At 66.4% G+C, this 12340-nt stretch carries 13 protein-coding genes; 8 read left to right on the top strand and 5 right to left on the bottom strand.

What is annotated here, in order from left to right:
* The first annotated feature begins 64 nt into the window (after positions 1-64).
* On the top strand, positions 65-556 hold the full coding sequence (locus J5T34_RS21210) for a flavodoxin family protein (protein ID WP_208582881.1): 492 nt from the start codon (positions 65-67) through the stop codon (positions 554-556).
* A 27-nt stretch (positions 557-583) separates the two neighbouring features.
* Here J5T34_RS21210 and J5T34_RS21215 read toward each other — a convergent pair whose 3' ends face one another.
* The 3 genes from J5T34_RS21215 to J5T34_RS21225 form a co-directional block, all read right to left on the bottom strand.
* On the bottom strand, positions 584-1954 hold the full coding sequence (locus J5T34_RS21215; protein WP_208582882.1) for a HipA domain-containing protein: 1371 nt from the start codon (positions 1952-1954) through the stop codon (positions 584-586).
* On the bottom strand, positions 1951-2265 hold the full coding sequence (locus J5T34_RS21220; RefSeq protein ID WP_208582883.1) for a helix-turn-helix domain-containing protein: 315 nt from the start codon (positions 2263-2265) through the stop codon (positions 1951-1953). Before J5T34_RS21220 ends, J5T34_RS21215 begins: the two co-directional genes overlap by 4 nt.
* A 250-nt stretch (positions 2266-2515) precedes the next feature.
* Positions 2516-3409 carry a LysR family transcriptional regulator gene (locus tag J5T34_RS21225; protein ID WP_208582884.1) on the bottom strand — a complete coding sequence of 298 codons (894 nt, stop codon included), beginning with the start codon at positions 3407-3409 and terminating at the stop codon, positions 2516-2518.
* A gap of 101 nt (positions 3410-3510) precedes the next feature.
* Between J5T34_RS21225 and J5T34_RS21230 the strand changes: the two genes are divergently transcribed.
* The 3 genes from J5T34_RS21230 to J5T34_RS21240 all read left to right on the top strand — a co-directional run bounded on the left by J5T34_RS21230 (position 3511) and on the right by J5T34_RS21240 (position 6997).
* Positions 3511-4428 (top strand): dihydrodipicolinate synthase family protein, encoded by a 918-nt coding sequence (locus J5T34_RS21230; protein ID WP_208582885.1) that lies wholly within the window; start codon positions 3511-3513, stop codon positions 4426-4428.
* 127 nt (positions 4429-4555) lie between these two features.
* On the top strand, positions 4556-5515 hold the full coding sequence (locus tag J5T34_RS21235; protein WP_208582886.1) for a Bug family tripartite tricarboxylate transporter substrate binding protein: 960 nt from the start codon (positions 4556-4558) through the stop codon (positions 5513-5515).
* A gap of 51 nt (positions 5516-5566) precedes the next feature.
* A complete protein-coding gene (locus J5T34_RS21240; protein WP_208582887.1) occupies positions 5567-6997 on the top strand; it encodes an aldehyde dehydrogenase family protein in 1431 nt (476 codons plus the stop codon).
* Between the two features lie 15 nt (positions 6998-7012).
* Here J5T34_RS21240 and J5T34_RS21245 read toward each other — a convergent pair whose 3' ends face one another.
* On the bottom strand, positions 7013-7819 hold the full coding sequence (locus J5T34_RS21245) for an IclR family transcriptional regulator (RefSeq protein ID WP_208582888.1): 807 nt from the start codon (positions 7817-7819) through the stop codon (positions 7013-7015).
* Positions 7820-7916: 97 nt separating this feature from the next.
* Between J5T34_RS21245 and J5T34_RS21250 the strand changes: the two genes are divergently transcribed.
* The 4 genes from J5T34_RS21250 to J5T34_RS21265 are packed head-to-tail and all read left to right on the top strand — an operon-like array spanning position 7917 to position 12080.
* Positions 7917-8918, top strand: coding sequence for a Bug family tripartite tricarboxylate transporter substrate binding protein (locus tag J5T34_RS21250; RefSeq protein ID WP_208582889.1), 1002 nt, complete (start codon positions 7917-7919; stop codon positions 8916-8918).
* Between the two features lie 8 nt (positions 8919-8926).
* Positions 8927-10483 carry a class I adenylate-forming enzyme family protein gene (locus J5T34_RS21255; RefSeq protein ID WP_208582890.1) on the top strand — a complete coding sequence of 519 codons (1557 nt, stop codon included), beginning with the start codon at positions 8927-8929 and terminating at the stop codon, positions 10481-10483.
* The gene (locus J5T34_RS21260; RefSeq protein ID WP_208582891.1) at positions 10480-11265 is read left to right on the top strand and encodes a citryl-CoA lyase; all 786 of its coding nucleotides are present in this window, start codon (positions 10480-10482) and stop codon (positions 11263-11265) included. The genes J5T34_RS21255 and J5T34_RS21260 overlap by 4 nt, the downstream gene beginning before the upstream one ends.
* 5 nt (positions 11266-11270) lie before the next feature.
* Entirely contained in the window at positions 11271-12080 is an 810-nt protein-coding gene (locus tag J5T34_RS21265; RefSeq protein WP_208583183.1) for an SDR family NAD(P)-dependent oxidoreductase, read from the top strand.
* Between the two features lie 23 nt (positions 12081-12103).
* Here the strand turns inward: J5T34_RS21265 and J5T34_RS21270 are convergent, their stop codons facing one another.
* Positions 12104-12331, bottom strand: a complete 228-nt coding sequence (locus tag J5T34_RS21270; RefSeq protein ID WP_208582892.1) for an AbrB/MazE/SpoVT family DNA-binding domain-containing protein — start codon at positions 12329-12331, stop codon at positions 12104-12106.
* Positions 12332-12340: the final 9 nt, after the last annotated feature.

Raw genomic sequence — 12340 nt, forward strand, 5'->3', positions numbered from 1 at the left:
AGGCACGGCCCGCGCGAGTCAGCGTGCTACATTGCCCTCGTCATCCCACCGCCCACATGCACCGATGAAAACGCTGCTGATCGTCTACCACACGATGACCGGAGGCACGCAGCAGATGGCCGAAGCCGCGGCCCGCGCCGCGCAGACGCAGCCGGACATCGCGGTCCGGCTGCTGCGCGCCGCCGAGGCGCAGCCCGACGATGTCCTGAATGCCGACGGCTATCTGTTCGCCACGCCGGAAAATCTTGCCGCAATGGCCGGGCTGATGAAGGACTTCTTCGACCGCTGCTATTACCCGGTCCTCGACCGCATCAATGGCCGCCCGTATGCCGTGATGATCTGCGCGGGCAGCGACGGCCAGAACGCGCTGCGCCAGATCGACCGCATCGCCACCGGCTGGCGTCTGCGATCCGTCGCGCCGGGGCTGATCGTCTGCACGCATGCGCAGACGCCGGAGCGGATCCTGGCGCCCAAGCAGATTGGCGGGGAAGACCTCGCACGTTGCGCGGAACTTGGGGAAGGGTTGGCAAGCGGTCTGGCGCTGGGGGTGTTCTGAGGCAACGGATCTTGCGGCCCCGATCATTCAGAGCATGTCCGACTTGACTCGACGGACCTGTATTGCCATTTGCCCCATGCGGTCCGCCTGCGTCTGGACGAATCGGCAAATCCGCTTCACGAGATCGCGCTCCCTGCCAACATAGACATCCGATTCGGCCAGCCGGGGCGCAATGCTGCTTCCCGCGGCAGCCATTCGTTCCATTTCACGCTGCAACAGACTCCGGTTGACCCCGATACGGCTGCCGAAATCCGCCATCGCAAAGGGAGTCAACCCCTGCAATAGAAATTCGTCGCCATAAGCCATGGCCAGTTCCTGCTCGACGGCATCGCCATAGACACCCACGGAAACGAGGTCGTACAGCGGCGCGGGGTGGATGCCGTTTGCGCTGACAAAGAAAGAGATATTCTTCCCGTGCGCATCGCAGTTGCCAATCAGGATATTGAGCAGCGCCCAGCGCAGCATGAAAAGACGCGCGGTGGCGGGCACCAAAAAATAGGGGGTCAGTGCAAACAGCCGCTCGAAGCTTGCGCCATCTCTGATATGCATGACGTCCCTGGTGCTGCCGAAGTTGCGCTCGTATTTGTAGCCCACTGGCAAATCCAACGCCTGGCATCCGTCAATGACGTGCAATCGCTGCACACGCCGTACCGTTTCGTTGTCCGTCAGCAGCGACACAATGCGATCGAAACGCCGGATCAGCAGTATGGGCGCAGGAATCCGCCATATCTGGACCGGTGCAACGGGCAGGCCAATCTCCGCAGCCAGCGTCATGCAGTAGTGTTCGTTCGCCACGAGGCTTTCCCACTTCGCATTGATGGACTCCGGCTTCAGGATGTGGGTAGAGCTGAGGCGGCCCTCCGCCAACGCAATGCGGTCCCCTTCCAACAACACCTGCAACTTGTCCTGAAACCCTGCAACAGAAAGCCGGACTCTGCCATCCCAGACAGGAAAGGGCACATCGCGATTGCGATCTGCGATGCGCTGATTCAGCTCCTCCCGCGTTATCTCGCGTTTTTCCGGTATCGCTTCGGCCTGCTGCTGTGCCGGGTCCGAGGAAGCCTCATCCTCCGGCACAAAACTCAGCGCGCCAACCGGCTCCTTGCCTAGCAAGCGAATCAGCGCAAAGGTATTCGACTTCGCGATGTGATGATGCGCGGCGGCGACCTCGAGCGCCCGGCCCTCAGGCAATAGATTGGCGAGAAAGCGCGCCACAGTATCTGGATCGCTCGGCTCTCCGCGCAGCGGCAGGTGTGGGGAAAGCGGAAACCGATCGTCGCGGTGAAGCCAGGTCGGGTCGTACGCGAAGGAGTAACGGCCGGCGAGGCCATGGTGGGGTTCGTAAGTCAGGCGCCCCACGGTCGCCTGCTGCGAAACCACACGGAGCGAGTAGGTCATGCGATGCCCTTGTCAGTGGAATGCGCGGCGCGCTCGGCAAGTTGCTCCTCGACGAGCGAGGCGTCCCCCTTGGGCAGGACAAGCATCTTCAGGCCCAAGCCGTCCAGCACCTTCATCAGGCTGTCCAGACCAACAGACCTGCCGTTCTCCAAACGGGACAGCAGATCCTTCGACACCCCCAACAAATCGGCCGCATCGTCGATCCGCAGCTGTCCCCGGGCGCGCTGGCTGCGCACCAGCGCGCCGAGAGATTCCAGAGTTTCCACCACCGGACTCAAGGACTCGTCAGGCAGCGGCAGTTTTCTCACCATGTTTAACGTTCCGAGATCGTGAAACGACGCCGCCTGGGGGCGGCAGGAACTGTATAGTTCCGAAATATGCGGAATAATTGACCAATACCCACATGGTACTACATTATTCCGCAATTTCAATGAACAATCCGCCAGGCTGCACAGAATCCCGTATAGTTTCTGATTTTGCGGAATTATGTGGTGCTCGGTGTGAATCGCGACCATCGTTCCTCAAATGCCGGAACCAGGGGGCAGCGTCCTTGCCCCTTATTCACTGCGTCGATGACGTTCGCTCGAGCAATTGCCGCACCGTCGCCGCCACCCGATGCGGATTGCCCCGCCGCCAGACCAGATGCAGTTCGACATCCAGCCCGACCTGATCGTCGATCGGCCGAAAGCGCACCCCCGCATAGCCAAGCCGCCATGCCGACTGCGGCACCAGTGCGAGGCCCATGCCGGCATCGACGAGCGACAGGATCGAGTGCGTATGGCTGAGCGTCTGCACCGTGTCGGGCGCGACGCCTTCCGCGCGCAGCCGGCCGGCGACGATCTCGTACAGATAGCGCGACTCCGAGCGGCAGAACTCGATGAATGGCTGGCCTTCGAGCGCCGACAGCGGCAGCCGTTCGGCCTGCAGCAGCGGGTGCCCGGCCGGCGCGGCCAGGACGAACGGCTCGCGCAGCAGCGGCGCCGATTCGACGAAGCTGCGTGGCGCGAATGGGCGCACCAGGCCCAGCTCGATGCGGTCGGCAGCGATGGCCTCGAGCTGCGCGTCGGTCTGCATTTCGCGCAGCGACACGTGGACCTCCGGCAGGCTGGCCCGAATCGCGCCCAGCAATTGGGGCAGCAGCGCGAAGCTTGCCGCCGGAATGAACCCCATCGACACGCTGCCGGCATCGGCGCGCATCGCCCGGCGCGCGGCGAGCTTGGCCGCCTGGCTGCGGCGCAGGATGTCCTCGGCCTCACGCAGGAAGATCGCGCCCGCCGGCGTCAGCCGCACAGCGCCGCCCGAACGATCGAGCAATTGCACGCCCACTTCATGTTCGAGCAGCTGGATATGCCGCGTCAGCGGGGGCTGCGTCATGTTCAGCAGGGCGGCCGCGCGGCCGAAATGCAGTTCGGTCGCGACGGCCACGAAGCTGCGCAGATGGGATAGCTGGAACACGATTCAAATCTTGAATTGGGTAATCGCCAGTTTGGATTGGACGGCGGGACCGGGGGCTTTCTACAGTAGCGCCTCTCATGTCCATTCCATCAGGAGTTCAAGTGGCGACTTTCGAAGGTTCCGCGCTGCGCGAGGCGCTCAATGGCATTTCCGGAATCCTGGTCACGCCGTTCGACGCGAATGATACCGTCTCGCCGGGCCCGCTTTCGGCCGTGGTCGACCGGGCCGTCGACGCCGGCGTGCATGTGCTCGTCGCCAATGGCAATACCAGCGAGTTCTACGGCCTGCGTGAGCAGGAGGCGGTGCGCATGGTCCACGCCGCCGCCGAATGCGTGGCCGGCCGGGTGCCGCTGCTGGCCGGTGTCGGCCGCAGCGTGCACGAAGCCTGCGCGCTCGCCCGCGCCTCTCGCGAAGCCGGCGCCGATGCGCTGATGATCCATCAGCCGCCCGATCCCTTCGTCGCGCCGCGCGGCGTGGTCGCTTATGTGCAGAAGATCGCCGAGGCCGCCCAGGGCCTGCCGCTGGTGCTCTATCTGCGCAACGACAACATCGGCCTGGCTGCCATCGAAGCGCTGTGCCGGATTCCCGAGGTCGTCGGCGTCAAGTGGGCCTCTCCGACGCCGATGGTGCTGGCCGAAGCGATCCGCCGGACCGCGGATCGCGGTCTGGCCTGGGTCGGCGGACTGGCCGAAGTCTGGGCGCCGCCCTTCTATGCGGTCGGCGCACGCGGCTTTACCTCCGGCCTGATCAACGTGATGCCCGAGCGTTCGGTGGCGATCCACCGCGCGCTGGAGGACGGCGATCATGCGCTGGCGATGCGCCTGATCGGCGAGATGCTGCCCTTCGAGGACCTGCGCGCGCAGGAGAACAACGGCACCAACGTGACGGTCGTCAAGGCAGCGCTGCAGCTGATGGGCAACGACTGCGGCGCCGCACGGCCGCCCTCGGCGTGGCCGCTGGCCGACGCGCAGCAGCGTCGCCTGCACGAGCTGATGTCCGGCTGGGGGCTCGCGCGCTGATTCTGCGCTGATTCTGCGCGGCGTCTGCCCCGGTTCTGCGCTGATCCCATCGCGGGCGATCGCCCGCCTCGTACCCAAGGGGGACCCGCTCGTCCCCCACTACAAGAACTTTCATCGGAGACTAACGATGCCATTTCGTCGCACCCTGCTTGCCTTCTGCGCCTTCGCCTCGCTGACCGGCGGCGCCCTCGCGGAGACCTATCCCGCCCGTCCGATCACCATCGTGATCGGCTCCAGCCCCGGCAGCGCCACCGACGGCCTGGCCCGCGCGCTGGGCAATGAGGTGACCCGGCTGACGGGCCAGGCCGTGGTGATCGAGAACCGCGCCGGCGCCATGGGCGGCATTGCCGCCCAGACCGTGGCGCGCGCGAAGCCCGACGGCTACACGCTGTTCATGACGACCAACACCACGCAGGCCGCCAATCCGCACTTGCTGAAGAAGCTGCCCTACGATCCGATCAAGGATTTCACGCCGGTTTCGATGCTGACCAAGGGCTACCAGCTGCTGGTGGTCAATCAGAACGTCAAGGCCAACAGCGTCGCCGAACTGATCGCACTGGCGAAGAAGGAGCCGGGCAAGCTGACCTACGGATCGGGCAGCTCGTCGGCGCGCGTCGCGGCGGAGCTGCTCCAGCAAATGAGCGGCACCGAGATGACCCACGTTCCCTACAAGGCGAATCCGCCAGCCGTGGTGGACCTGGTCGCCGGCCAGACCGATCTGATGATCGTCGACCTGCCCGCCAGCCTGCCGCAGGTGCGCTCCGGCAAGCTGCGCGCGCTGGGCTTCAGCGGCCCCAAGCGCTCGGCCCTGGTGCCCAACGTGCCCACCATCGCCGACACGCTGCCGGGCTATGAAGCCGGCTACTGGAACGCGCTCTATGCCCCTGCCAACACGCCGCAGCCGGTGGTGCAGCGACTGACCGAGCTGGTCCATCGCGCGCTGGCCACGCCGAGCGTGCGGCAGGTCGTGGAGCAGAGCGGCCAGGAAATCGCGCTGTCGAGCCCCGAGGAACTCGGGCGCTTCCAGCTCGCAGAACTCGATCGCTGGGGCCGCATCATCCGCACCGCCGGCATCGAGAAGGAATAAGCCGTGCGCGGCGCCGCCCGGCGCCGCGCTCTCGCCAACAAGGAAGCCACCGTGAAATCGCACTACATCGCCGGCGAATGGGTCGCCGGCACCGGCAGCAGCGCCAACGTCAACCCGTCCGACCTGTCGGACATCGTCGACCACTACGCGCAGGGCGACGCCGCCCTCGTCGATCAGGCGGTGCAGGCTGCGCGGCATGCCTTCGGCAAGTGGTCGTTGTCGACGCCGCAGCAGCGCTTCGACGTGCTGGACTTTGTCGGCAACGAGCTGCTGCAGCGTCGTGCCGAACTCGGCGACCTGCTGGCGCGCGAGGAAGGCAAGACGTTGCCGGAAGCGATCGGCGAGGTCGCGCGTGCCGCGCAGATCTTCAAGTTCTTCGCCGGCGAGGCGCTGCGGACGGCTGGCGAGGTACTGCCCTCCGTACGCCCGGGCATCGGTGTGGAGATCACCCGCGAGCCCATCGGCGTGGTCGCGCTGATTGCGCCGTGGAACTTCCCGATCGCGATTCCCGCGTGGAAGATCGCGCCGGCGCTCGCCTACGGCAATTGCGTGGTGTTCAAGCCGGCGGAGCTGGTGCCGGGCTCGAGCTGGGCGCTTGCCGAGATCCTGAGCCGCTCCGGTCTGCCGGCCGGCGCCTTCAACCTCGTGATGGGCCGCGGCCGCGATGTCGGTCAGCGCATGGTCGAACATCCGCAGGTCGATGCGATCAGCTTCACGGGTTCGGTGGCAACCGGCCGCAGCATCGCCGCGCAGGCCTGCCAGCGCATGGCGAAGTTCCAGCTGGAAATGGGCGGCAAGAACCCGCTGGTGGTCACCGACGACGCCGATCTCGAGCTCGCGGTCGAGGTCGCGCTCCAGGGCTCGTTCTATTCGACCGGCCAGCGTTGCACCGCATCGAGCCGCATCATCGTCACGCAGGGCATCCATGACCGCTTCGTCGCCCGGCTCGCCGAGCGCACCGCGGCCCTGGTGGTCGGCGACGCCCGCGACGCGCAAACGCAGATCGGCCCGGTGGTCGACGCGCGCCAGCTCGAGCAGGACGAGCGCTATATCGCCATCGGCAAGGAAGAAGGCGCGCGGCTGGTGTGCGGCGGCGAGCGGCTGTCGCTCGGCAAGGACGGCTTCTACCTGAGCCCGGCGCTGTTCGTCGACTGCAGCAACGACATGCGGATCGCGCGCGAGGAAATCTTCGGGCCGGTGGCAGCGGTGATCGCAGCACGCGACTACGACGAGGCACTGGCGCTCGCCAACGACACCGAGTTCGGCCTGTCCGCCGGCATCTGCACCACCTCGCTGAAGCTGGCCACGCATTTCAAGCGCCACGCACAGGCGGGCATGGTGATGGTCAACGCGCCGACTGCCGGCGTGGATTTCCACGTGCCGTTCGGCGGCCGCAAGGGATCGAGCCATGGCCCGCGCGAACAGGGTCGCTACGCGCAGGAGTTTTATACGACGGTGAAGACCGCGTATACGGCGGCTTGATGCGCTGATTGCCGCCTACAGCCCCTTCGGCAACAACGTCCCCACCGCCTCCCGCATCAGCCGTGCGATCAGCTGCTGGCGATCGCGTGGCATTCGCGCCAGCGTGCTGGCGACGCTGATGCCGGCCACCGGTTCGCCATCGCGGTTGTGCACCGCCATGCCGACTGCGAGCGCGCCCCGGGTGGCGTGGTTGCCGATCACCGACCATCCGCGTTCGCGTGTGGCACGGATCAGGATGCGCATCCGGTCCGGTGTCATGCCGCCGTATGCGGCAAGCGTGTCGGCATTGCCGGCGATGATCTCGCCGACCGCCTCGTCGGGCAACGCCGACAGCAGCGCCAGTCCCGCCGCCCCGACGCCCAGCGGCTGGCGCGTGCCGACCTGGATCACCAGCACCTGCACCGGATGCGTGCCCACATGGCGCGCGATGCAGCGCGACAGCGACCCGTCGCGGACGATCGCGAACGCCGCATCGCCGCACGCGCCGCTGATGCGCGCCAGCACCGGTCGCAGCTTCTCGGCCAGCTCCGTCGAACCGTCACGCTGCGGCATCGCCGCGAGCCGCGGTCCGCTGACATAGCGAAAACGCCCACGCTGAGCGACATAGCCGCACTCGATCAGCGTGGTCAGCAGCCGATAGACGGTCGGGCGTTCCAGCCCCGACGCCCTGCATAAATCCACCACGCGTAATCCGTCCTTGCCGCCCGCGAGAATCGCGTCGAGCAGCGTCAAGCCGCGCCGCAAGGCGCGTGTGCCCTCTTCCGGGGCGATGTCTGGAACGTCCGGCTGCCGGACGTTTCGGTTCGCAAGGCGAGCGCTCATCGGGAAGAATTTCCGTGCCGGGATGCAAGGCCGCAGTATGCCCCAACACCACCAGAGGGCCGCCCCGGCGAGGCTATCGACCCAGGAGACGACCATCATGAACGTACGGAACGCGCCGCGCCGGCGGCTGTTCGGCTGTGCCCTTGCGCTTTCGCTTGCCGCGCTGGCAGGCGGGATTTCCCCTTCCCTCCATGCCCAGCAGCCCTGGCCAGCCAAGCCGGTGCGACTGGTGGTCGGCTATGCCGCCGGCGGCGCGACCGATGTGCTTGCGCGCCTGGTCGCGCTCAAGGTCGGCGAAGAGCTCGGCAAGCCCGTCGTCGTCGAGAATCGCGCCGGCGCCAATAGCAATGTGGGCGCCGAGGTGGTGGCCAAGGCGGAGCCCGACGGCTACACGCTCTACGTCTACACCATCGCCAACACGATCAACGCCTCGCTGTACGACAAGCTCGGCTACGACCCCGCGAAGGACTTCGAGCCGGTCGGCATGATCGCCAAGATTCCGAACGTGCTGGTGGTCAACCCCAGCCTGCCGGTCAAGAGCGTGGCGGACTATCTGCGTTTCGCCAGGGAATCGCCGTCCGGCATCACCTTCGCCTCCTCCGGCAGCGGCTCTTCGATCCATCTGTCCGGCGAGATCTTCCGCATGCGCAGCGGCATCAATATGCTGCACGTCCCCTATCGCGGCAGCGCGCCGGCCGTCACGGATCTGCTCGGCGGGCAGGTGCAATCGATGTTCGACAACACGCCGTCTGCGATGCCGCACGTGAGGGCCGGCCGCTTGCGCGCCATCGCCGTCACGAGCCCCCAGCGCCTGCCATTGCTGCCCGATGTGCCTACCGTGGCCGAGTCCGGCTACCCCGGCTTCGACGTGCAATCGTGGTTCGCGATCGCGGCCCCGGCCGGCACGCCCCGGCCCGTGGTCGACCGGCTCAACGCCGCGCTGAACAAGGCACTGGCGGCGCCGGACGTGCGGCAGCGGATGCAGGACCTGGCCGCCAATCCGCAACCGGGCACGCCGGAGCAGATGCGTACCTTCATGATGTCCGAGATCAAGCGCTGGCACGACGTCGTCAAGCAATCCGGCGCCCGTGTGAACTGAGGAGTCCCATGTTTCCGATCGATCTGTTCTGGCGGGCCGCGGACCGCTGGCCCGACAACATCGCCATCGACGCGCCGGATGGCTGCCTGACGTATCGCGAGCTGGCGGCGCGGGTCGCCGCGGCGGCCGCGGCCCTGCTGGCGCTCGACGCCGCGCCGCAGAGCCGCGTCGGCATCTGCGCCGGCAATTCCACCGCGCATCTCGTTGCGCTGCTGGCGGTGCTGGCCAGCGGCAAGGTGTGGGTACCGCTGAATCCGAAAAGCACGCGGCCGGAATTGCGCCGCATCGTCGATGCGACCGAGCCGAGCATTCTGGTGCTTGACAGTGGATGCACCGCGCTGCTCGATGGCGCGCCCGGCGTTCGTATCTTCACGGACGTCGCGGACGATGGCAGCGACGCGTTGCCAGCGATGATCGCGCGCCATGCCGGTGCGCCGCGGCCGCGTCTCGCTCTCAGTCTCGAACTCGATCGCGATGCGACCCAGGCCATCAAGTTCACCGGCGGTACCACCGGCGCGCCGAAGGGCGTGATGCAGCCCTACCGCGCCTGGATGGCAAATATCGTCAACCAGATCCATGCCTGGGGCTTCGACGCCGACGATCGCTATGTGATGGCCGCCCCGATCACGCATGGCACCTCGACCTATGTGCTGCCGATCCTCGCGCAAGGCGGCTGCCACGTGATCCTCGAAGGCAGCGGCGCGGAGGCGGTCCGCGCGGCGTTTCGCGACCGGCGCGGCACGGTGTCCTTCATGCCGCCGACGCTGATCTACATGCTGATGGCGCTGCCCGGCACCTCGCGCGACGACTATCCCGCGCTGCGCCGCCTGATCTACGGCGGCGCGCCAATGCCGGTCGAGAAGATTCGCCAGGCTCGCGCGTTCTTCGGACCGGTGGTCGGCACCACCTACGGACAGACCGAGGCGCCGCAATTGCTGACGGTGCTGCGTCCCGAGGACTTCGAGGACGAACGCAATCTGGCTTCGGTTGGACGCACCACCTGGTTCAGCGACGTCGCCATCATGGCGCCCGACGGCACGCTGTTGCCGCCCGGGCAGATCGGCGAGGTTGTTGCCCGCGGCGATCTGGTGATGACGGGGTACTGGCGACGCCCCGATCTGACCGCCGCGACGATCGTCGACGGCTGGCTGCATACCGGCGATCGTGGGCTGATCGACGAGCGCGGTTATCTGTATCTGAAGGACCGGCTGCGCGAGGTCGTCATCACCGGCGGCTTCAACGTCTACCCGATCGACGTCGAAAACGCGCTCGGTCAGCATCCCTCGGTTCACGAGTCCGCGGTATTCGGCGTTCCCGACGACAAATGGGGGGAGGCCGTGCATGCCGCCGTGCAGTTGCGCGAAGGCGCCGCCATCCCGTCCGAGGCGGAGCTGATTGCCTTCGTGCGCGAGCGGCTGGGGCCGGTGGCCACGCCCAAGCGCATCCATTTCCACGACAACCTGCCGCGCTCCAGCGTCGGCAAGGTGCTGAAAAGCGCCGTACGCGACTGGGCGCTGGCCAACGTCACGAACAACGCTTCCGCACACACAGGAGACCAGCCATGACCACCACCACCAAGCCCGTTACCCGTCTTTGCACGCATACGCTGACGAGCCTGCACTACCGCGACGCCGATCTGGTCAATGACCTGATGGGCAAGAAGACCTTCACCGAGGTCATGCTGATGCAGATCCTGGGCCGCACGCCGCGACCCGTCGATATGCGAATCACAGATGCCGTGCTGATCGTGCTGATGGAACACGGCCTGACGCCGAGCGCCATTGCGACGCGGTTGATCTACATGAGCGCGCCGGAGAACCTGCAGGGAGCCGTTTCCGCTGGGCTGCTGGCGGTCGGCAGCTCCTTCGTCGGCACCATGGAGAACTGTTCGCAGCTGCTCGATCGGCTGCTTGCCGCCGACAATCCCGAGGCCGAAGCGCGGGCCATCGCTCACCACTACAAGGAAACGAAGAGTCCGGTGCCGGGCTTTGGCCACCATCTGCACAAGCCGGTGGATCCCCGCGCGTACAAGCTGCTCGAATTGGCCGAGGCGGAGCCGGAATTGAGTGGAGAGCGGATTCGTGCGCTGAAACAGCTGTCCGCCGCCGTCGACGCGGTCGCTGGCCGGCAGATCACCATCAACGCCACCGGCGCGGTAGCGGCGCTGCTTGGCGAGATCGGCGTGCCCACTGCCGCCATGCGCGGCTTCGCGGTGATCTCCCGTGCGGCCGGGCTGGTCGCGCATATCGTCGAGGAACAGCAAAGTCCTTCCGGCCGCTACATCTGGGACACCGTCGAGCACGCGATTCCCTATGTCGGCAACGCGCCGAAGGGAGAGGCATCGTGACAGGCATGCCCGCCCTTCCCCTGAGCCTCGCCGACAGGACCGTGTTCGTCGCCGGCGCCGGGTCCGCCGGTCCGGGCTGGAGCATCGGCCGGGCTGCCAGCCTGACCTACGCACGCCTTGGAGCTCGCGTATGCGTGGTCGATCGCGATGCATCGTCCGCCGAGGAGACCACGGCGCTGATCCGCGCGGAGGGCGGCACCGCCGAAACGTTCATCGGCGATGTCGCCGTCGAAGCCGAGGTCGAGCGCCTGTTCGCCGAGGCCCGTGCCCGCTTCGGACCCATCGACGTGCTGCACCACAACGTCGGCATCGGCAAGCCCGGCGGCCCGCTCGACACCGCGGTCGCAGACTTCGATCAGGCGCACAACGTCAACGTCCGCAGCCTGCTGCTGGCGTCGCAACAGGTATTGCCGGAGATGGTCGCGCGCGGGCGCGGCGCCATCGTGACCATTTCGTCGGTCGCTGGACTGCGCTATCTCGGCTATCCGCACCTGTCGTACTGCGTGACCAAGGCGGCGGTCATCCAGTTCACCCGCATGCTGGCGCAGCAATACGCGGCGCATGGCATCCGCGCCAACACGGTGGTTCCCGGACTCATCGATACGCCGCGGATCGCGCATACGGTCGCGAAGATGTTTTCCGACAACGATCTCGACGAGGCGCGCGCAGCACGGGCAAGACAGGTGCCGATGCAGCGGATGGGAACGGCATGGGATGTGGCTTACGCCTGCGCGTTCCTGGCGTCGGATGCGGCGGCGTATGTCACGGGGACGGAGGTCGTTGTAGACGGAGGATTGACCGGGAAATATGTTTAGGTCTGCATTAACCGTCGATTCGCTTACCTTGTGTCCTGGTCGCGAACGAACCTGAAGTCGGCCGGCAATCTTCCGCGGAACGTTCGCACGCGCTCCAACAACGCATCAGTGTCCCCACTACGGCGCCTTGCCGAACTCTCTGGATTATCGACGACGATTTCGACGTGATCACCTTCGCGTAATTGCAGCAACTCCACGATGCTGCCTGGAAGGCGTATCGCCAGACTATGTCCCCACTTCTCGATACGCATCGGCTTTCC

Source organism: Cupriavidus gilardii (assembly GCF_017598945.1).
Classification (GTDB): domain Bacteria; phylum Pseudomonadota; class Gammaproteobacteria; order Burkholderiales; family Burkholderiaceae; genus Cupriavidus; species Cupriavidus gilardii_E.